Genomic DNA, 22,050 nt, shown 5'->3' on the forward strand with positions numbered 1-22,050 from the left:
TCCACGTCGCCAATTCGTCTGCGTAAAACCAAACCAGCGGATTATTCAGCTGTCAAATCGCCTTCCGGCGTCATGTTTTGTGCTCCTGGCGGAGGGGGAGTCGTTCTGTACCCGCATCTGCGCTATAACAGAGGCGACGCAATTATGAGGAAATACTTATGTTTGCAGAGACGGCGCGTCTGCGGCTGCGGCCGGTCACAGAGAGCGATGTGGACGATTTATTCCGGATTTACGGCGATCCGGCGACCAATACGTTTAACCCGGCGGGGCCATACCTGAACCGCGCGCACGCGGAAGGTGTGATGGAGCGCTGGCTGACGCACTGGCAGGCATATGGTTTTGGGAACTGGCGCATCGCGTTAACCACCGCGCCCGATGAGACCATCGGTTTTGGCGGGCTGAGCATCCGCCGCTATGCGGACGCGGAGATTAATAATCTCGGCTACCGTTTTGCGACGCAGGCGTGGGGACAGGGGCTGGCCACAGAGTTCGCCCGCTTCGCCGTTCGCTATGGGTTTGAAGATCTGGCGCTTGAGGCAGTCTCTGCGGTAGTGCGCAGCAATCACCTGGCGTCGCGCAAAGTGCTGACCCACGCAGGGTTGCGCTACGTGCGTGAGATCCATGACGTCGATAACGCGCCGCCGAGCCTGCTGTACACCCTGACTCGCGGCGACTGGCACGCATGGTAAGCCTTTATCCGGCGTCGTCGACCGGGTTTTCCGTGCCGTTAAGGACATTCTCCAGATACGCCGTCTGCCCGTGACGGCGCAGGTAAGCCGTGACCTCACGCGCCCAGCCTTCGCCGTTGCCAAGCGTGGCGCGGCTGTGCGTTTCAGCGTAAAGGTAACGCCGGTCCCACAGATTAATTAACGTCTGGTTAATGCCATCAATATTGCAGCCCGGATTGTTCGCCTGCTGCAACGCCAGCGCCCGCTGCACCCGCTCGCGCTGAGCCTCGTCCGCCGGGAACTCCCGCTCGGCGTATTCGCTCAGCACCAGGAATGACGGCGGGATGCCCTCTTCCATCGCGGCGTGCAGACGGTAATGGCCATCCAGCACCACATAGGACGCCAGCCCGGCGACATACCAGACCAGCACCGGCGGCAGCGCGCCCTCGCGGCATTTTTTACGCCACCACTTAAGGCGCCCGGCGTGCGGGTCAATCGGGTAACGGCCCATCAGCAGATGACCGCCCCACCACCAGTCCACCAGCCGGACGTATTCCGGGTCGGTGAGCGAGCGAAAATCTTCGCCGTAAAGCGCCCAGTCCACACCCCAGTCGCCTGCGCTGGGGGGCGTTTTGAAATACCACTGGTCGATGTCGGGCGTGGTGTTGCGCAGGTATGACGAGTGGCGTTTCGCGGGCAGCATCGGGCGTAACAGCCAGTCGCGCGGCGCCAGCAGCGGCGCGGGAGAATCCATCAATTGCCGCGCGAAATAGCGGCACCACTCGCCCGTCCAGGCGGCGTCGCCCTTACGTTTTATGGCTTCAATGTCTTCGGAGCGCACCGGCGGCAGCAGATTGAGTTGATCGGGATGTTCACGGTTGGTAACGAGCCAGACGCCGGAATAATCTTTCAGCATCGAGGCCCAGAAAAGCGTTTCGCCGCGCAGCTGTAATGCCATGCGTCCGTGATGTCCGCTCAGCATCTCCAGCGCCAGGCCTGAGGGCGTTTCGCCCTTTACCGTCAGCGCAAGCCCCAGCCAGGCGTCGTTACGATCGTGTAAATCTTTCCACCAGTAGTGTGTCATGCAAGCTCCCTGCGTGTGTACTAAGAGACAGTGTACGGCACAGGGCAACCGTTATGAAGGGAAATGCAGAGAGGAGAACCCGCGGCGGGTACCGCGGGTCGGAAGAGAAAACTCAGAATACCGGCGCGCGTTTTTTCAGCGCCGCGCGATGCGGGAACACCCACAGGCAAACCAGGATAAGACCGATCAGTGTAAGGGATGCGCCGTAACGGCTGAGCTCAAGGCCGCCTTTGGCGATGGGTTTATCGAGAAAATCGCCCACCACCGCGCCGAGCGGACGGGTGAGGATAAACGCCGCCCAGAACAACACGGTGCGCGAAATCGAGGTAAAGCGGCTCGCCAGCCAGATAACCGCCAGTGCGCCAACGAACAGCAGGATGCCGCCGTCATAACCGAAGCCTTCGCTGTCTGCCGTCCAGTCGCCGAGCGCCGTGCCGAGCGTCTGGGAGAACATAATCGTCACCCAGTAGAAGCTTTCGGTACGCACGCTGTTTACCGAATCCACGGCAATGGTGCCGCATGTTACCCGCCAGACCAGAAGCGAAAGCACCAGCAGACTACTCAACAGCACTGTACCGCCGAGATAACCGATACCTAATGAGCGGTCGGCGAAATCCGCAAGCGTGGTGCCGACCGTCGTGGTGGCGACCACCGTGAACCAGTAGATCCACTTATTAAAGCTGTGATGGCGGATCTGCACGACCACCGCCGCGAGGAAGATCGCCGCGAAGATGAGCGTGCCGGTGAGATAACCGAGATCCATCGACATCGTGACCGCGTCGCCGCCGGTTTCACCCAGCGTGGTCGCGGCGATTTTCGTCAGCCAGAACGCGGCGGTGACGGCAGGAACTTTGCTGAGCGCAGAGGTAGTGTTTTGCATAAAGTGTGCTCCGTTACGGCCCGACAGGGGCAGGATCCAGAGTGAAGTTATAGGATTAATCTTAAGGAAGACTTAAGAACGGGAAGGTTTTTTACGTTTGTGACAGGTGTCGCAAATGGGTCGCGATGCCCCACTGAATGACGTCGCAGCGGTCCGCCGTAAGCGTTAACCGTGCGTAGCTGGCGTTCGGCTGCGCATAGCGCGGGAAGTTATCGATATTGCCGTCTTTGTTGAGGAGCGCCAGCGCGCCCTGAAGGATAGCGAGATCTGTACTCCCCAAAATTAGCTAACGTATTAAAATTAATAAATTAGTCATAGGCCTAAAATTACACATACCCTCAGGCCTGAACCTCCCGGCTCAAAGTCCGGGAGTTTAATTTTAAATTAATAAATGATTGTATCTATGAAAATTTCTCAGACGAGACAAAAATAATTCTTTTAATAAAATCTGACAACTCATCATATTCCAACGGGCGTTTTGGCTTCGATATTAACTTATAATACCCGTCCTTAAAGTCATAGCTAAACAATCCAATATGCGACATTTTAATAAAAGGACTTAAGTAACTTTCTTTTTGTATTTCATCCAAAAAATGTGGAACATTGTCCACAACAACATCTGCTACTGAAAAAGGCTCTAGCGATAAAAAATAATTAAAAACCAAATCATAATTATCAAGGTATTTTCTAATTCCCAAAGGCACAGGCCCTTTTCCTCCCGTTGCAAAGTGAGCTACAAAACCGTCCCGATCACATAAAAACCAGTCCAAATCATTTTCTAAAAACTCTTCGTCCATATATGTCATTATTCGCCACCAAATATATTTTTACAGTTTTCACAACGAGGAGCAGGTCAAGTAAGCAATCAGGTACGTTGAAAGATATCGATGAGCTACCGGTGAGCAAGCGCAATCGTAACGACTGCCCGCTTCACATTAAATGACGATAAAATGTTAAGGTTCAGAGGCCGATATTTTATGAAGGACCTTTCCAGTATAGTTTAGGTTTTAAGCTATCAGGCACTATATTAAACAATTTTTTAATATATTCAACCTGCTGGCTATAATTAGGAGATATATCTGCAGTGCATTTTTCACAATAATATTTAGCTTGATTATTTAAAAACCATATATCATGTTCAGTGAATTCTGCGACAAGGAGCGAATGCATTAGATTATGCACCAATTCAGCCTCAAAAAAACATGATATATCTCGACCTTTATCTTTCACATCCAAAGACTGGATGTTTCTAATATAGGGAAGAGAGAGTGATAGCATCTTTATATATATCTCGTTTTTTTTCACAGGTATTTTATTTGATTCCTTATCTATTAACTCAGCTTCCACTTTAGGAGTTAACGTGTGCATTTTTGTCTAAACATCATCTTTTTTAAAAATATCGTCCCATGTGATACCATCACTGCTTCTTGACTCATACTGTTTGTTCAGGTCTATCAAATGCCACCTCCCGCCATCTTCAACCATCAGTTCTTCTATATCCAGATAGTGATTTTCATCGTCATCAATAAAAAGACGGCCTTTCACTTTGGCGTAATGAAATAATCTTGATGAACAGCCGCCGTACAAACTTACATTATTTTCAAGATTATCACTAAGTTCTTTATTTTTGATTTCAAAAAGGAGATTTTAAATAGTTATTTCCGTAATCTTTATCTATCAGACTCAGATCACCGTCAGAATGATAAATAAGATATCCATCAAGATATACCTCATTATCATTAGCACAATTATCTAAAACCTCTTTTACGGTCATCATTCCAGAACAATCCCATTAAAATTCAGGCATTTATCTAAAACATCCGGGCGAACCCTGGCAGGCTTATTAAATGAATCACGGATCATATAATAATCTACCTCATCAACTTTTTTCATTAAGTCAACCACAATAAAATGGCCACCTTTACCAGTATCAATTGTTTACAATAGTGGTGTGCCCTTGTGACTCCACTTTACGGGCGCTGTCCGTATGATTCATCGCCTTTCCTATCGCTCTCTGCCCATGTACCGTCAGCATAATGCTCCGAAACCGGGCGATGTCAGGTTGCATAGTTTTCACTACCCGGAGTACCCGAAAGCTATACGGCTGGGCCGAGGGGCTGAGCATGGTCTCGATTAACGGACCGAATATGAAGCAATGACTTAAGACCTTCCCCGGCGCTTAACGACACCAGCGATTTGTCGGTGATCAAACATGAAACATAAGTCCGGCTCAAAGGTCGGGATGTTTATATATTGTTAAATATTCAACACAATAATTTATTTCGATAATGTGTTCCACTTAACTGATATTTGTGGTTTTAACCTAATCTCCATTCGTGTCACTGAACTGGAAGAATCTATTTTTGAATATAAAAAACCCCCTTCTATTTCAGTTCTGATTTCAAAGCTCTTTACACCTTCACTAAGATGCTGGGATATAATGCTGCCATTAAATTCAATAAGAGTTTGTATCCAACCTTCTAACGCAGCATAAGAAAAAATTAATTTAACCCCATTGCTGTCAATATACGAATAACCATATCTGTGATCTAGTTCATCAGAAAGAAAGGGCGTACTTTCAAAAAATGAAAGCAACTCAATACAATCTGGCACTTTTTCGATAGAAGTCATTTTTTACCGTCCTTCGGTATGGGCCATAATGCCCGCCGTTGTATTCTGGTCGGTGATGTTTTTACCAATCTCATTAGCGATATATGGTGCCGCCGCACCCGCTAACGCGGCATTGAGGTTACCGCCTGCCAGCCCGCTGACAGCGGCGGTCGCGGCGGTGATCGCACGCTGCACATCGCTCCCGGTGCCGGTGTTTTCGGTCACTTTTTTGTATACGGCCGTATCACGCAAGGCCGCCAGTTTTTCCAGGCGCTCTTTCTCCGGCAGCCCCTGAAGTGACGTGCCCGTTTGGGCTATCGCCGCTTTCAGGCCATCGAGATCGCTCTGCGTGCGCACAATCTCGGCCACCAGAATAGGTTGTCCTCATGTGGCTTATGAAGACATTAATAACATTGCGGTGTATCAATCAGCGGGAAGCAGGTCAAATAGTTACACTGACCCTCTGCTGCTTACTCTTATAGTTATCACGATCCTGCAGGCTGGTGATATTGAGATCGCGGCTAATGTTACCTTTCACCGTCTGGCCGTTTACCTACGCGCCAGAGAGCATGGTCGTCATATCCGGCATAGGCCATATAAAATCGAATCATGGTATGGGTTTTTATATTATTTCATATGATGCCATGGCAGTTGAAATGGTGAACTTCTTATTAAATACGATGCATTTACAGTGATATAAAATTATTCATTTTTAACCCTGCCGATATTTTAAATGTAAAACTATTGCGCTCAAACTTTTTTTAAAAAACAAGTGCTTACTGTGAATATTAAGCACTATGCTGCATATTCCCGAGCGTCATAAAAATGACTTTAGCCTGTGATTTCATAAAGTGTGTCAGGCGGCCCCTGATACAACTCGAAGTCCTTATGGATCACATCATATAGCTCACAAAGTTTAATTTTTTTAATCGTTTCAATCTGGGAGCACTCGGTTAATGCAACCAGCATCTTTTGCGCATTAGTAATACTGAAAATATCAGACAGCACATCTAAAAGTATATTTAATCGCGCCTTCCCTTCCAACGGAAAACCTATATCAGCTTCAGGAGCATAATCCAAATAGTCTATTAAATAGCTTGCATTTGGATAGTGAGGCCTGTCACTTATTAAAAATGCATAACAGTCGCTTGTAGGTATGAGCTCATTTGGAAAATTATATAACTCTTCTTTTTTTATTTGAGCTATACCTATTTTTTGCAATTCCGCATAACCATTTAAATTACGTAACTCCTCGGCATTCAAAGGAGGCAATAAATAACCGCAAATATCATTTGACATGTTCACCTTCTATTTTTCGGAGATCCACTTACCAATAGCTTTACCGTTTAGATCAAGCTCTCGATAATACTTACCTATAGGTTGACCATTGGAATTATACTCCACTTTATGCTCATGAGGAGGTACTTTCCCGTTGGAATCATACCCCAAAGTTCCATGGGTCCTCTGTTGCCCATAATCTTCACGAGAGAACATATTACCTCTGTCATCATAATAGGTGATACTTTTTGTACCATCAGCTCTGGATACTTCATAGACAGAGTTAGGGGTCGACGTTTTGGGTGCCTTACCTGACGACACCACCGTGTGTTCAGTGGAAATCCTATCGGTTGCGGGATTGATATTATTATTTCCTGCCTGCTTCTCAACCATACTGACGGTTTTTTGCGTATCACTGTTGTCACTTTTACCGGGTTTCCCTTCACCTGAATTTGATTCGCGCTGCGGACTTTCTTCCTGGTGCGTGTTTTTACTGCTTGTTTGATTTTCTTTTCCAGATGTGGCTTTGGGCGCGCCGCGTTTGCTACCGCCAACAAGGTCCGACCCCGCGGCGTCAGCCATTGCATCCAACAAGTCTCGCGCCGAACCGCCGTTACGCACCGCCATCAGAGTAATCCTTTGCAGATTCGCCCCGGTACTGCGCAGGTACATTAATTCCTGGAACTCGGCATCTGTCAGGTGTCGGCCTTCATGCCAGGCATTCATCAGCTCTTCGGAACGTTCCGCATAGTCTGATGTAATATCCTGCATCTCCTTAATTTTTTCCCGGCACTCTGCACCCTTGCAGTTCGCCACGCTGGCTTCCTGCTCTTTGGAGATTTCCGCATACTTTTTGATTAACTTTTTACGACAATTGTCATCGTTGCATTCATGGAGCTGCTTAAAGAATTCCGTTGCGTCTTTTCTTTTCAGCGCATTATTCTCAACCGTCGTCTGTCCGGCCTTCGCGGCGGTCGCTGTCGCTTCCGTACTGTTGCCCGCCAGTGCGCCTGCCAGGCCGGATGCCAGCGTAGAGAGCGCCGCAACCGTCTGTTTCTCAGTATCATTCAGCTGCGAGGGGGCTTTTTTGTACACCTCCTTCGCAATGAGTATCCCCATCGCTTCACCGACGACCGCGCCGGAAGCACCGATGAGCGCGTTTTGTCCCTGCACTTTCGCCAGCACGGCGTTAACCACCGCGTGGGCCATAATGCCCGCCGTCGTATTCTGGTCGGTGATGTTTTTACCGATCTCATTAGCGATATACGGCGCCGCTCCCCCCGCTAACGCGGCATTCAGGTTTCCGCCTGCCAGCCCGCTGACAGCGGCGGTCGCGGCGGTGATCGCACGCTGCACATCGCTTCCGGTGCCGGTGTTTTCGGTCACTTTTTTGTATACGTCCGTATCGCGCAAGGCCGCCAGTTTTGCCAGGCGCTCTTTCTCCGGCAGCCCCTGCAGTGACGTGCCCGTTTTGGCTATCGCTGCTTTCAGGCCATCGAGATCGCTTTGTGTGCGCACAATATCGGCCACCTGATTGCCGATATCGCTGACCATCTGCACGGCCTGCAGGCGATTCTGTTCTTTCTCTTTGTTAAAGATCGGGCTGATGGCGTCGTTAGCCTGCGTTACATCCCTTTGCAGTCCGCTGGCATCCTGCGAGTTCGCCTTATCGCGAACGGTGATAGTGCCTTCTGAAACCGCCGCCTGGGTGGTGCCCTGTGCATGCCCCGAACCGCTCATACCCGACATGAGCGTACTGGCCGCACTGAGAGCAGCCTGCGCCCCAAAGCTCGCGGAAGAGCTGAAGCCACCGCCTGAGTGCGACACCTTATAATCCGCTTTGTTGGTAAGGTTACTGTAGCCCAGCGTACCGGTATCAAGGCTGTTTTTATCCGCCGTGGCCGTGCTGCCAATCGCCCCACCATTGAGCTGGGTATGGCTTCCGACTGTGACATCAAAGCCACCTTTACCGGCGAAAATCCCGCTCTGCTCAGCCACGCTGTTGAAGGTGCTGTGCATTTTGTCCTGGCTAAAATTAACATAGCCAGAGCCTGTCATGGTGCCGAAGGTGAAACTGCCGCCAGCGCTCACGCTGCTCTGTTTGGAGTCGTAGTGATTGCTGTCCTGCAGACTGGTAATTGTCAGGTTGCGCCCGATATCCGCCTTCACCTGATTACCGTTAACCTGCACGCCCGTCAGCGATGCATCCTGTCCACTGTGCAGCGACACTTTGCCACCGCTGTCCAGCGTGGTTTCGGTCCAGTCGGTGCCGTCACCCTTTTCCTTGCCCTTCGCCGCATTCACATTTGCAAAGACGCTCAGGCCCGCGCTTCCCTGACCAACCCCAACGCTGACGCCCACGCCGCCGCCACTGCTGCTGTTACTGCCGGTGGTTTTCTGCGTATTCGCAGCAGCGGTCAGGAGAATATCCCGCGCCGCATTCAGGCTGGCATCGCCGCCCGCTTTCATGCTGCTGCCCGCAACCACAATATCACCGCTGTTAGCGCCGTGATTTTTACCGGTGGCGTTAATCGACAAGTTGTTTCCGGCATTCAGCGTCGAACCGGTGACCTGGTCAGATACCTGATGCTGTTCAGATTTTGATTTTTGCGTGGTCAGAGAAACGCTGACGCGGATACCGGCATTAGGCTCACCGGTGGTGTCCGCCATCTCTTTGCCCTGTACTGCCTGATAACCGGAAAGCACCGATTTGGTGGCCTGAAGCGCGGCAAGACGAGAATCGCTTTGCTTTGTAGCGTCCTTTGCCGCCGTCACTGCATTATTGACGGCATCGACCACAGCCCCCGTAAGCGCCACGGTTAACCCGCTGCTCTTCTGTTCAAATTTCTGATCAGAGGTACGTTTATCGTGCCCCGGCTCGATAACCACGCTGTCGCCGGTGAGCGTGAGGTTTTTCTCGGCCACCAGATCGGCGCCGCTGACGCGCGCCTGTTCGCCTGCGGTGATGCTGACGTTGCCGCCGGTCGAGCCGACGGTGCTGACGCTCTGGCTCTGGGTGGTGCCTTTTTCTTTCAGCTCATGGCGCGTTTTACTGCTGCCGATGGTAAAGCCGATCCCGCCGGATCCCATCAGGCCGCTCTTTTTCTTCTCCTTAAGCTGCCAGTTCGAATCGGTGTTGGTCGCCGCCGCGATCTCCACGTTTTTACCAGCGCTCAGCGCGACGTTACCATCACCCGCCACCGCCGAGCCTTTGACGAGCAAGTCTTCGCCCGCCTTCAGCGTGACGTTATCGCCGCTCAGGAGCGTGCCCGCTTCGCGCGTGGCGCTCTGTTCAGACACCGTGTGCGTGGTGGTTTTCTTGAGGAAGCCTTTCTTGGTTTTGGTTTCCTCTTTGTAGTGGTAATCGCTCTCGGTGGCGGTCGCGAGGTTAATATCGCGCCCCGCCATCACGCCGATATCGCCCTTCGCCGTGGCCTGCGCCGCGTCGGCGTTCATATCGCGCCCGGCGACAATGACCGTGTTTCCGCCGCTCGCCAGCTCCGTGCCCTGCTGACGCACGGACTCGTTGATGGTGGTTTTCTTCTTCGAGCGGTAGCTGTCGCCCGAGGTTGTGGCCTCCGCGTCCAGGTTGACATCGCGTCCGGCCTGAACGCCGATATTTTTCTCGGCCGCCAGCGCCGCTGCGTGCGCATTGATGTCCCGGCCCGCGCTCAGCGTCAGGTTGTCGCCCGCGGAAACGGTCGTGCGATCAAGCCCGGTGCTGTGCGTTTCGCGCTTGCCGTTGCGGCTGTTTTTACTGGTTTGCAGCGCATCGAGGGTGAGATCGCCGCCTGCCGCGAGCGCCGCGTTGCCGCCCGCCTTGATATCGCCTGCCGCCACGCTCAGGTTGTCACCGGCTTTAATACCGAGATTGCCGCCTGCGCTGATGCTGCTGCCCTGGTAGGTCACCGAAGAGCGGCTGGTATTGGTGTTATTCCGGAAGCCCGACTGCCCGTAAGCGTCGTTTACCTGGTTGGCATTTAACGCGATGTCGCCCCAGGCGTTTATCAGCAGATCGCCGCCGGAGGTCAGGTTCGCGCCGGTGAGCGTGATGTTTTTACCGGCCTGTAAGGCCAGACTGTCCTGCGCGCTGATAGTGGCCGTGCTGCCGAGCGTGGTGTCTTTCAGCATGACGCTGCTGTGCTTGTTGCGCGCGTCGATGCTGGTCTGTTCGGCAAGCGTGATGTTGTTAATGCTGCCGCCCGTGCTCTCCAGCGCCACGGTTTTCCCGCTGATGGCTGAGCTGATGTTATTGATATCGCCAATGGCGCTCAGGCTCAGGCCGCCGCCCGCTTTCATCAGGCCGTCGTTAAGGTTGCTGATGCTGTTCTGGCTGTCGAGTTTGAGATCCTGTCTGGCCAGCAGCGTGCTGCCGCTGTTGGTGATGTCACCGCCTTTCAGGCTGACGTTATTCCCGGCGATGACGCTGCCGTTGTTAACCGTAACGTCTTTCGGCGAGAGGTAGAGTTTGGGGATCATCACCGTCTCGCCATTCACCGTGGCGGACTCCCACCAGAGAATGCTTTTATCGAGCGAGGCGATTTGATCGCGCGTCAGCGCCACGCCAAACTGCAGGCCGAGCGATTTTTGCTGCGCGGCGGCGCTGTCCATCAGGTACTGCATCTGCTGGAGATCGGAGCCGACGCCGTTGAGATAGCGGTTGCCGGTCTGGTTCAGCAGCGTATTGCTGACGTAACGGGTGTCGAAAGCAGCATCGCCGAGGAAGCGATAGTCATACTCCGGGTTGAGGTTGAGCCGCCCGAGCATGTATGACGAGCCGAGGAACTGTTTTTCATCCGTAAAGCTCGTGTGCGTTTCACGCGGCGCGGCGCCAGGCTGAACGCCCAGCAGTTTGTTGAGATCGCCGAACAGCGCCGGATCGAGCTCGCCCAGGCCATCCAGTTTCGGGTTAACGTTGATCAGGTACGGGCTTTTCGGATTATCGGAGACCACGAAAAAGCTGTTGTTGCCGGAAGGCAGCGGATACGCGCTGGTATCGACAGGTTTGCTTTGCGTGTTCGCCAGCGCGCCGCCGGTGATGGTCGCCGCGCTCGCCGCCGTTACGCCTGCGCTGGCGAGGCCAGAAGCATTGCCAAGATTCGCTTTACCCGCTTTGGTGGCAGAGAAGTTAGCGAGCGCGCTGCCGCCTCCGCTGTTCTCCAGCGCGCCGCCGCCGTTGATCTGTTGCAGCGCGCCCTGAAGCTGATCTTTCCACTCCGGCGAATTGACCGCGACCGCCGCGCCACCCGCGAGGCCCTGTTTTTGCACGCTACCGCCGATACTTTGATGGCTCAGAGTATTCAGGGACGGCGTGTTTATGGTGTTACTGACTTTTCCTGCATTCGCGGTGGTACTGGTATTACTGATATTATCGGCAAAATTCGCGGTGACGTTACCACCGGCTTGTATAACGGCGCGGTAGAGTTCGCCGTTTTCAGTTTCTGTTGTCTTGCCAGTAAGCTTAAATTTAACGTCTCGATTGTGTTCTGTGAATTTAGTATTTTTATTGGAAAGCCCACCAACAGGAATTGGGCTTACCTGTAATGAATTATTGCCATCACTCTCGTATTGATAAACAAAGTATTCTGATGTTGTACCCGCTTGCACGCTATGATTATTTAAATGGTTGCCCTGTAATCTGATATCTTTTGAAGCCAGTAAATTACTTGCCTGATTTTCAAAGGATCCTGCTGAAATAATTAAATTTCCACCGGAAGATATTACAGAAGCACTACCAGTACTAACAACATCAACCTTTTTTTGGTTTATAAGGAATTTTTGTGTTGTATACTCAGCAAAAGGCACATATGAATAATGAGACTCATTCCATACACTGCAACCTCCATCTTTTCCTCCACAACTTGAGCTTTCTTCATAAGTTGTATATACAGTATAACCATATGTCCCTGATGGTAATTCCGTATAATCCACGGTTAATGTGCCCTTTCCAAGCCCATTTATACTTGAGCCATTAATTACTGACTCTTTTACACTCAACCCATCCCTTTGATTCAGCAAATGCCCGGTCTTAATCGTAATATCGCCGTTCTGCGTCTCGATATTACCGGAGGTATTTACCACTTCCGCATTTGCATTACCCGCCGCGTCTTTCTGCATCCACAGGCTGTTGCCCGCGAGAATATCGCCGCGCTGGTTGGTGATGCTGTTGGCGTAGAGCGCCAGGTTACTGGCCGCATAGAGCAGCGCGGTATTGATGATGCTGCCCGGCGCGGTGAGCGTCAGGCTGCCGCGGGTACCGGTAAAGCCGTCCACGGTGATGTTGCCGCGGCTCGCAATAGCGACATCGCCGCCGCCCTGTAACGTGCCTGCGTCGTTCAGCGCCACGCTGCTGCCGCCAAGCGTGCTCGCGCCGCTGCCGGTCGTGATCTGTCCGTTGTTGGTGAGCGCGCCGCCCGCGCTGACATTCACCGCCTGGCCCTGCAACACGCCACGGTTGTCGATAGCGTAATTGCTGGTGACGGTGAGCGTTTTCCCCGCCGCCAGCGCGTTTTTATTGGTAAACGCGTTGGTGAGCTTAAGGGTCAGGTTACCGAGCGCCACCAGCTGGCCCGCCGCGTCCAGGCCCGCGCTGCCAATCCACAGATCGCCGCCGGAGAAGAGTTTGCCCGCCGCCTGCTGATTGACCTGACTGGCATTCACCGTCAGCTGGTTATTGCCAAGCATCGTGCCGTTGTTGTTAAGCGTGCCGTAATTGACCGTCAGCGCCCCGCCCTGCGTGGTGCCCTGGTTGGTGAAGGTGGTGCCGGTCAGCGTACCCTGATCCGCAAGCCAGGTGCCGTTGTTGGTCGCATTCGCGGCGTTCAGAATAAGGTTCGTCGCCTGCAGCCAGCCCGCGCCGGTGAACTGCGGCGTGGTGAGCGTCAGCTGGCCGCCGGAAAGCAGCTTACCGTCGTTGCGCGCAGACGTGGTGGCCTCCACCCGCGTGGCGCCGCCGCCCTGCATCAGCCCATTGTTCACAAGCACCGGCGTGGTGACGCCGAGGCCCTGGCGGCTGATGACCTGCCCGCCGGCGTTGTTGGTGAGCGAGCCGCGCGCGGTGAGCGTCACGCCGTTGTCGCCCTGCAACCGACCACTGTTGGTGAGCCCGCCGGTGGTGACATCCAGCGTGCCGCCCTGCACCGCGCCCTGGTTATTTACCGCGCCTGCGCCCATCGTCAGAGCGCCGCCGGTTAACAGTTTGCCGCTACTGGTCTGGGTGAGATCGTTATTAACCGTCGCCGTCAGGCCGTTGACGCCCGTGATAGCGCCTTCGTTACGCAGGCTGTTGCCGGCGAGCGTCAGGTTTTTCGCCGCCCATTCGCCCTGGTTGGTCATGGCGAGCGCGTTCAGCGTTGCCGCGCCGAGCGCCGTGATTTTGCTGCCTGCCTGGCTGTTGAGGTTGCCGGAAAGCGTGATGTTCAGGCCGTCCGCGCTCTGGATAGCGCCGCTGTGGTCGAGCCGCTGCGCGTTCAGCAGAATGTTTTGTCCCTGCCAGCGCCCGGCATTGGTCACCGCGCCGGAATCGATACGCAGCGTACCGCCGGTAAGCAGCGCGCCGTTCGTGCCATTGATCAGCTCACGCGGCGGCGCGGCCAGCAGCATACGGGCCATCCGCGGCTGTGGCCGGGCGGTAAGCGTCAGCCCCTGCACGCCGGTCACGGTGCCCTGGTTGTTGATCTGGTTCTGGTACGCCGTCAGGGTATCGCCCTGCAGCGCGCCGCGGTTGGTCAGCCGCTGGCCGTCGAGCGTCAGCGCGCCCTGGCTCAGCAGTGAGCCGTTGTTGGCGAGTTCATTTGCCGTAACAGTCGCCGGGCCCTGGCTTAACAGCGAGCCGTTGTTGGTCAGGGTGCCGCGCGTCTGCGCGCCCAGGTTGCCGAGGCTGATTAACGTGCCGCCGTGCGTCCAGTTATCGGCGTCTGCATTGACCTGCTGGCCCTGCAGCGTCCCGCCGGTGTTAAGCGTTCCGGCGTTAAGCGAAAGATCGCCGCCGCTGAGCGTGCGGGCGTTCGCGCCCGTGGTGAGCGTGTCGCCGGTCGCGGTCAGCCCCTTCGTGCCCTGCCACAGGCCGTTGTTGGTAAGCCGATTAGCCTGAAGCGTCAGGGTATCCGCCACGATGCGCCCGCTGCCGGTGAGGCTGTCGGCGTTAAGCGCCGCGTCGCCACGGCTCACCATCTGCCCGTCATTGGTAAGCGCGCCCTGAACGGTGCCCGTGAGCCCCTGAATGCCGTTCATCACGCCGCGGTTATCGAGGCTGCCAGCCGTCAGCGCCAGCGTGTCGCCCTGCATTTGTCCGGCGTTGGTCAGCTGGTTGCCGTTGAGTGTCAGCGCGCCGCCAGAAAGCCAGGTGCCGCTGGCGTCGTTCGTGAGCGTCTGCGCCGCGGCACCGGCACTGTGCGCGCCCTGAATAAGCCCGCCGTTGCGAAGGGTTCCGGCATTCAGCATGACGTCATCCGCAGCGAGCGTACCGCTGTTGGTCACTGTACCCGCGCTAAGCTGCGCGCGGCCGTCGGCCACCAGCCGCCCGGCGTTATCCAGCGCGCCGCTGAGCGTGGCATCAAGCGCCGCGGCGTTGAGATCGCCGCCGTTGATGAGTGTGTTGCCCCGAAGCGTCAGCCCGTCATTAACCGACAGCTGCCCCTGGTTCTCCAGACGATCGAGATCCAGCGTCAGGCCGCCGCCGGTGGCAAGCTGGCCGTGCGCGCCGTTATAAAGGTTGCGCGTGGTGAGGCTCAGGCTGTCGTTGCCCGCAAGCGTCCCGCGGTTGGTAATGTCCGGCGCCTGAACGGTCAGCGCGCGTGCCGCCAGCGTGCCGTCATTCGTCAGCTGCGCCGCGCTTACTTCCGCCTGGTTCTGGCTCAGCAGCGCGCCGTTATTCTCAAGCGTCTGGCTGAGCGTCGCGTTCAGGCGGTCGGTCGCCTGCAGCGTACCGACGTTACGCAGGGTATCCCCGGTTAAGCTGACTGCGCGGCCCTGCATCTGGCCCTGGTTGTCGAGCGTCGTGCCGTTGAGCGCAAGCGTGTTGCCGCCGGTGAGTTTACCGCCTGCGGCGTTGGTGAGCGTGGCGCCATCCCAGTTCAGGGCGTCACTGCCCTGCAGCAGCCCGCTGTTTTGCAGGTCGCCATGCAGCGCCAGCACTTTCGCCATCAGCGCACCGCGGTTATCGGTATTACCGGCACGGATATCAAGCGCCTGCTGGCTTAACACGTTGCCCTGGTTGATCAGGGTGTTGTCAATCTGTGCGGTGACGCCGTTTTGTCCGAGCGCGTTGCCCTCGTTGCGCCACGCCTGCGCGGCGACCGCAAGCGTATCGCCCTGTAACAACCCGGCGTTGCTGAGCGTGTTCTGGTTCAGCGCAAGCGCGCCGCCCGCGAGCACCACCCCGCCCTGCTGGTTATCGAACTGTTTAGCATGCGCGTGTACATCGCCGGTCGCCTGCAACGTGCCGCTGTTGGTGACGTCGTCGCTGCTGAGATCGAGCGTGGCGGACGCCAGCGTGCCGGTGTTGGTGAACGCCGGCGCGGTGAGGCGCAGCGCGTCGGTCGCGACCAGTTTGCCGCGGTTATCGGCGTGTTTCGCCAGCGTCAGCAGCAGCGCCGTAGCGCTGAGCTCGCCGCCGTTGGTCAGCGTGCCCCCGTCCAGCGCCAGCGTACCGCCGGTACGCAGCGCGCCCTGGTTGTCAGTGTCACCTGCCGTCACGTTCAGCGCGCGGTTGCCCTGCACCAGCCCCTGGTTTTGCAGTTGATCTGCGGCGATCGTCACCCGCTCTGCCGCCAGCGAGCCGTCGGAGCTGAGCGTGCCGGTATTCAGCGTCAGCGCATTATCCGCCAGCAGGCGGCCGGTATTATTCAGCGACGCCATATCGCCACTGAGATTCACCCCGTTGATCTCGCCGCTGTTGACCAGCGACTGTCCGCGCAATGACAGGTTGCCGTCGGTTGAGATCAGGCCCTGATTACTGAGCGCCGGAACAGCAAGATGCAGATCGCGGGCGCTGTACAACGTACCGCCGGAAAGGTTATCGAAACTCTCGTAAGCCATATCCAGCGAACGGTGAGCCTGTAACAGTCCGCCGTTCGTCAGCTGCGCGCCGTGCAGTGTCAGATCGCCATCGGTAGTGATTTGCCCCTGGTTAATGAGCGTCGGGATGGCAAGGTTCAGGCTGGCCGGGCTGTACAGTGTGCCGCCCGCGAGGTTATCGAGGCGATCGGCTGAGAGCTCAAGCGCACGGTTGCCCTTTAACAGGCCGCGGTTAGCGATCTGTTTGCCGCGCAGCGTCAGCGTGTCGCCGGTCAGCGTGCCGCTGTTGTTAAGAGACTCATCGCCCAGAAAAGTGGTCGCGGCCGAGTCAGATTTGCCACCGTGGCGCAGGCGCTGCGCCGTGACGTTCAGCGCGCCCTTTGCCGCCTGCGTGCCGTCAAGCGTCGCGTCATGGGCGGTAATGGCGAGATTGCCCCCGCTTTGCAGCTGCGCGTCCTGCTGTGTGGTGACGGCGTCACCGGTCAGCGTCAGGTTACCCGCCGCGATCGTCTGGCCGTTAAGATCGGCTTTACCGGCCGCATCAATACGAATATCGCCCTGGCTTGTAGTGAGCGCTCCCTTACCGGAAGTGACCTGCTGAGCCTGTATATCGAGGCGTTTTCTGCCGGAAAGCGTGCCGTTCTGCTCAAGCTCGCCGGTGGTGGCCGCCAGTGTGCCGTCCGTGAGGATTTTCCCGTTGGTCCCGTTGCGCAGGCTGTCAGTGAGGTTAAGGGCGGCATCGCCGCGCGCGCTGACGGTGCCCTGCTGATCGAGCGTTTTGCCTTTCAGCATCAGTGCCGACGCGCTCTGCAGCGTTCCGCTGTTGGTCACGGCATCACTGTCAACCGTCACGCCGTTACCCTGCAACGTGCCGCGGTTAGTCAGGCGGGTGGTTCGGGTATCAAGACGGCCCGTGGCGGCAATCTGCCCGCTGTTGGTGAGGCTGTCGCCCGCTATCTGCGCGTTGCCGCCCGCGCTGATTTGCGCCTGGCTCGTGAGCGCGCCGCCGGTGAGCGTGACGTCGCGTTTGGCATCAAGACGGCTCGTGTTATCCAGCGTGACGGTTTTGCCGTTCAGCGCCTGGCTCTGGCCGCTGGTGAGCGTACTGGCGCTGGCGGAGAGCGTACCGTCGGCGGAAAGCGTCATGGCGCCGTCGCTTGCGAGCGCTGCGTGATCCAGCGCCACATTACCGCGGCTGCTGACCGCAAGCGTACCGCCGGTTTTATGCTCGCCGGTGAGCGTGACGTTGTCGCCTTTCGCCGTCAGGTTGCCGCTCGCCAGGCTGTTTTTGACCGTCAGTTTGCCGCTGGCATCAAGCGTGATATCGCCCTGGCGCGCATTGAGGTTGCCAAGGTTAACGCCCACCCCCTTATCGCCGGACACCAGACGAATGCGGTTGGCGTACATGCCGCCCAGCGCGCCGGTATCGACCGCCACCACAGGGACGCTGCCTTCACCGGCCAGCGCGGTGCGGCTGCCGTCTGCGTGAACGCGGTTCGCGCCCGCCGTTACGTTCAGATCGCGGGCGTGGATCGCCGCGTTCACTTCGGTGGCGCGGGAGATAATCGACAGCGCGTCGCTCTGTCTGGCGTCAAGCCCTTTACCTTCCACGGTGATGGTGCCGCGGGTGACCTCCAGCGCGGAAAGATTGCCCGCCGCGTCGAGTACCGGCTTGCCGGTAGTCAGCGTGACGTTCGGCGTGTTGATAAAGCCGCAGCCGTTACAGGTGATGCCATACGGGTTCGCCACCATGACGTTCGCGGCTTTCCCCGCCACCTCGGTATAGCCGTTGAGCTGTGAACGGCTGCCGCCCGTCACTTCGTTAATAATGCCGCGCGCTTCCTGCCCCGCTTTCAGATTCGGGTTGTTCTGGATAAGCCCGCCGAGCTGGGTCTTGTTCAGCTGCCCGGTGGCGTTATTGAGAATGACCCCCTCCTGGCCGACGTTATAGTCTTTGAACTGGTTATGGGAGATCCCCGCCGCGTTGGGCCTGGCGATGTTCACCACCGGTACGCCGTTACCTGCTTTATCCATCGCCGTAGGGCCTGTGGGCGTCATGGCCGCCGCAAAAGCTGGCGCTACGGGCTGCCAGACCAGCAGAGAGATAATCAGGTAGCTCAGCAGACGAGCGGAAAAACGCACGGGCGGTTGACGGGTATCCATGACCTGGAGCCTCTTAAAGCGTGATTGCGATGCGATAGTTAACGGTGAAATGGTCCGGCCCCAGCCAGTCCGGGTACTGTAGCGGCGTACCGACGGTAAGCTGACTGGCGAACCAGCGCCCTGCGCTGCCCAGCCCGACGGCGGCGCCCCAGAGCGTGCCGGAGGCGTAGCGGTCGAGTTTATCTCTGGCGAGCCAGCCGCCATCCAGCGCCGCCGTGGCGCTGATCTGGCCGAGCACCGGCAACGTGACGAGCGTGTAGTTGAGTTCATTACGCCAGTAGCCGCCGTTATCGCCGGACAGATACTGCTCTTTAAAGCCGCGAACCGAGCTTTCGCCACCGAGCGTCAGGCGTTCGGCGCCATAGAGACGATCCGGCGACCACTGGCCATAAGCGCTGGAAAGCCACCACAGATCCTGTGAAAGCGGCCGCTGCCAGCTGGCGCTGAGGCTCCATTTACGAAACTGCGCTTTTGGCTCGTCGCCGGTTTTGCCTTCATCGGTTTCGCTGTCGAACCAGGGCATGCCGCGGCTGAACGCCGGGTTGAAGGTCGCCACGCCGCCGCCCATTTTCTGGGTGTGATTAACGCCGAGCGTCAGGCTGGAGAGCTTGCGGCTGCTGCTGGCAAGCAGGGCGTCATTCAGCCAGTTGTGGCTTTCGCGCCGCGTCACCCCCGCAGTAAGGGCGGTTTTGATATCGCCGTTGCGGAACACCACGCGGGAAAGATTAAGGCGGTGCGTTTCACTGTCGCCGGTGGAGATCCACATAAAGCCCTGGTTATCCAGCGTCGAGCGGTAGTCGCTCCAGCTGTAGCTGTAATCCAGCAGGCTGTAGCCCCACGGGATACTGACGCCCGCCTGCAGGCTACGCGCGTTATATGCGGTGGCGAAATCGCTGCTGCGCCCGCCGCTGACAAACCACTGATCGGCGAGCCCGAGCAGGTTGTTACCGGTGAGCGAGCCATTGAGCTGGCCGGTCCCGGTACTCTTCTGGCCGCTGTTATCGAAACTGACCGTGGCGCGTAACGGAAACTCTGGCGTGGCGGTGAGATTAACCACCGACCAGCCGGGCGTGCTGTCCGGCAGAATATCGATTTGTACAGGCGTGGCGCGCAGGCGGTTGATCTGCTCCATCCCCTGCTCAATATCGCGCAGGTTCAGGATCTTCCCTTCAAGCCCCGGAAACGCCATTTTCAGCATCAGCGGCGTTTTATTTTCGAGGCGGATCTGACGCAGCTTTCCTTCCAGCACGACAATACGCAGTTCACCCTGCGAGAGATCCTGCTCGGTGAGAAACGCGCGGCTGGTGATATAACCGCGGCTGAGATACCAGTCCGATACGCTATTAACCAGTTGCGTGATGCGCGGCATATCAAGGCACTGATTGAGCCAGGGGCGCGATAATTTCGCCTGCTCACGCGCGCTTAACAGCGTGGCGCCGGAATACTGAATGGTGCGAATGGTAAAACACGGGCCGGATGACGGCGCAGGTATTACAGGCGCTCCAGCGCGGGGCAGCGACGTGCTGCGCTGTAACTCGTCACGCTGCTGCTGGCCCTGTAATAAAAGTTGTTCCTGTTGCTGACGGATGGCATCGCGATCGGCAGGAGAAAGGGGTGCCGCAAAGGCAGAAGGAAATAGCAGCGCCAGTAATAATCCATAATAAATGCGAGCAGTCATCCGGTTGACCTGTAAAATTAATCAGTTAGCGCCATAACACGGTGTTATTCCGCGAATGGTTTTAAGTTTTTTCCTATAGTAATAGTTAATTACATTTCTTCACAAAGATATATTTTTCACGGGCCGTTCGTTAATTTGAATAAAGGAAAAATAAGCGCAGGCCCAGAGTAAAACCGGTAATAACGTACAGAATAAAACAGCAAGAGTTGCGGTTATAAACAGGATTAATGTCGAAATGGACATTTAATGCGTTATGCACATCGGAAGTGGGATCTGGCTTTTTATGGTAAAGGCGGCGACAGAGGAGTTACTGAGAAGCTAACTTCAGCGATCCCTGTACAGATCAGCGGTAAATGAAACCGCTCCGGCTCGCCGCGCTGATTTTAAGGTAACACGCTGTTTTTACAGCGTTGCGCAATGCGATTTCATGCTGAAATCGCCAGATTTTTCACTGCATTAAAGGGTCGGGCGGGAAAAGGAACAATAACCACTGTAGAGAGCGCTGAGCAGTAAAACATCCACTACGGTGAGAAACATCCACTGCAGAGAGTAAAATCCACTGTAGTGAGCACGGGCACAGAGCGCCAACACGCCGTACTCCCTACAGTGGATATTCAGATCTGTCCCTTGCGGATTTTTTCCAGAAGCGCCAGCTCTTCTTTGGTCAGCATCACCATTTCGCCCTGCTCTTCCGCTACGGGGCTGTTTTCCACCGGCAGTTCATCACCGGCAGGCAGCGCCCCTGGCAGGCTCTGTGGACGCAGCTTTGGCCTTCTGTAGTGGATATGAAAGTACACCACCCGTCCGCGCTTGATTTCGGTGTAATCGAGATAACCGATCTCCTTGAGCTGTTCCATTGCCTTACGCACGGTGGAGTTTTGCGTGATGGTGCGTGAGGTGAGATTCAGACGCGCGCGCAGGCGTGCCAGCGAGACCGGCGCCGGGTTGGGCGGCAGGCTTTCAATAAACGTATACAGCGCCTGGGCGGACTCTTTGCGCGACAATTCATTAATGGCGCGCAGCTGCAGCAGAACTTTTTTGTCGAACTGATACAGTTCGAAGATTTTTGGATCGGCCTGTAGCGTCACCTCATCCTTTTTAGCGCTGTACTTGGCGGACTGCACCAGATGCGTGACGTAATACTCCCCTTCTTTATTACTGAAGGAGATTGTGTTGGTGGCGATACGGGTCAGCGAGGCATCAAGACGCTTACGCAGTTTTGCTGACGAACGGGCCGACGGAATACCGCACAGCTTCACGAACTCCACAAAAGGCAGCGTGACGCTGTCGCCAAGCACATTATATTTGGCGAAGGCATGGATGATCCCGACCCAGGTTTTGAAGTCGTTATCCATGTCCAGACGGGCGCCGGTGATCTTGATATTTTCGTAGCCTTCCGATTTGACCAGCGAAAGCTGCTTAAGCTCTTCCGTCACGTCCATCGAGGACATCTGGCCTTTGCGGCCACGGGCGGTGGATTTCAGCGTCGGAACAAACAGGCCCAGTCGCATCAGCGCGACCGGTTGCACCGTGTTGTTACGGTTGGGAACCAGCGTGACCACTTCGCCGGTTTTACGGTCCAGCTCACTGAAGGCGTCGTTGATATTGATGCTCTCTTCATCGGCCACGTGCGGGTCTCCTGTCCTGAATGCCGGTGCTTACTCACCATAGT

Annotated in this window: 11 protein-coding genes and 2 pseudogenes; 1 reads left to right on the forward strand and 12 read right to left on the reverse strand. The window is 56.0% G+C overall.

Translation table 11 applies throughout. From position 1 onward, the window contains the following. The first annotated feature begins 158 nt into the window (after window positions 1–158). Complete coding sequence (locus AFK65_RS20065; RefSeq protein WP_007705712.1) at window positions 159–689, forward strand: GNAT family N-acetyltransferase; 531 nt, start codon at window positions 159–161, stop codon at window positions 687–689. Between the two features lie 4 nt (window positions 690–693). On the opposite strand, the gene AFK65_RS20070 is transcribed toward AFK65_RS20065, so the two are convergent. The 12 genes and pseudogenes from AFK65_RS20070 to AFK65_RS20100 all read right to left on the reverse strand — a co-directional run bounded on the left by AFK65_RS20070 (window position 694) and on the right by AFK65_RS20100 (window position 22,006). Further along, entirely contained in the window at window positions 694–1,752 is a 1,059-nt protein-coding gene (locus AFK65_RS20070) for a ParB/Srx family N-terminal domain-containing protein (RefSeq protein ID WP_007705710.1), read from the reverse strand. Between the two features lie 112 nt (window positions 1,753–1,864). Further along, complete coding sequence (locus AFK65_RS20075) at window positions 1,865–2,632, reverse strand: COG4705 family protein (RefSeq protein ID WP_007705709.1); 768 nt, start codon at window positions 2,630–2,632, stop codon at window positions 1,865–1,867. A 91-nt stretch (window positions 2,633–2,723) separates the two neighbouring features. Further along, window positions 2,724–2,891: pseudogene (locus tag AFK65_RS21455) on the reverse strand (histidine phosphatase family protein); the annotation flags it as partial. A 142-nt stretch (window positions 2,892–3,033) separates the two neighbouring features. Then, complete coding sequence (locus tag AFK65_RS21460; protein WP_071602590.1) at window positions 3,034–3,429, reverse strand: hypothetical protein; 396 nt, start codon at window positions 3,427–3,429, stop codon at window positions 3,034–3,036. A gap of 178 nt (window positions 3,430–3,607) precedes the next feature. After that, window positions 3,608–4,000 carry a zinc ABC transporter substrate-binding protein gene (locus AFK65_RS21465; RefSeq protein ID WP_081589526.1) on the reverse strand — a complete coding sequence of 131 codons (393 nt, stop codon included), beginning with the start codon at window positions 3,998–4,000 and terminating at the stop codon, window positions 3,608–3,610. Between the two features lie 909 nt (window positions 4,001–4,909). Continuing rightward, window positions 4,910–5,263 carry a hypothetical protein gene (locus tag AFK65_RS21980; RefSeq protein ID WP_071602589.1) on the reverse strand — a complete coding sequence of 118 codons (354 nt, stop codon included), beginning with the start codon at window positions 5,261–5,263 and terminating at the stop codon, window positions 4,910–4,912. 3 nt (window positions 5,264–5,266) lie between these two features. Next, complete coding sequence (locus AFK65_RS20080) at window positions 5,267–5,611, reverse strand: hypothetical protein (RefSeq protein ID WP_038858857.1); 345 nt, start codon at window positions 5,609–5,611, stop codon at window positions 5,267–5,269. A 73-nt stretch (window positions 5,612–5,684) separates the two neighbouring features. Beyond that, a pseudogene (locus tag AFK65_RS22345) lies at window positions 5,685–5,783 on the reverse strand (hemagglutinin repeat-containing protein); the annotation flags it as partial. A gap of 290 nt (window positions 5,784–6,073) precedes the next feature. Beyond that, window positions 6,074–6,541, reverse strand: a complete 468-nt coding sequence (locus AFK65_RS20085; protein ID WP_032805204.1) for a hypothetical protein — start codon at window positions 6,539–6,541, stop codon at window positions 6,074–6,076. Between the two features lie 9 nt (window positions 6,542–6,550). Then, a complete protein-coding gene (locus AFK65_RS20090; protein WP_081639399.1) occupies window positions 6,551–18,700 on the reverse strand; it encodes a hemagglutinin repeat-containing protein in 12,150 nt (4,049 codons plus the stop codon). A gap of 13 nt (window positions 18,701–18,713) precedes the next feature. Next, window positions 18,714–20,378 carry a ShlB/FhaC/HecB family hemolysin secretion/activation protein gene (locus AFK65_RS20095; RefSeq protein ID WP_007706046.1) on the reverse strand — a complete coding sequence of 555 codons (1,665 nt, stop codon included), beginning with the start codon at window positions 20,376–20,378 and terminating at the stop codon, window positions 18,714–18,716. 614 nt (window positions 20,379–20,992) lie between these two features. Beyond that, window positions 20,993–22,006, reverse strand: a complete 1,014-nt coding sequence (locus AFK65_RS20100; protein WP_007706040.1) for a RepB family plasmid replication initiator protein — start codon at window positions 22,004–22,006, stop codon at window positions 20,993–20,995. Between the last annotated feature and the right edge of the window lie 44 nt (window positions 22,007–22,050).

Source organism: Cronobacter universalis NCTC 9529, assembly GCF_001277175.1.
GTDB lineage: Bacteria > Pseudomonadota > Gammaproteobacteria > Enterobacterales > Enterobacteriaceae > Cronobacter > Cronobacter universalis.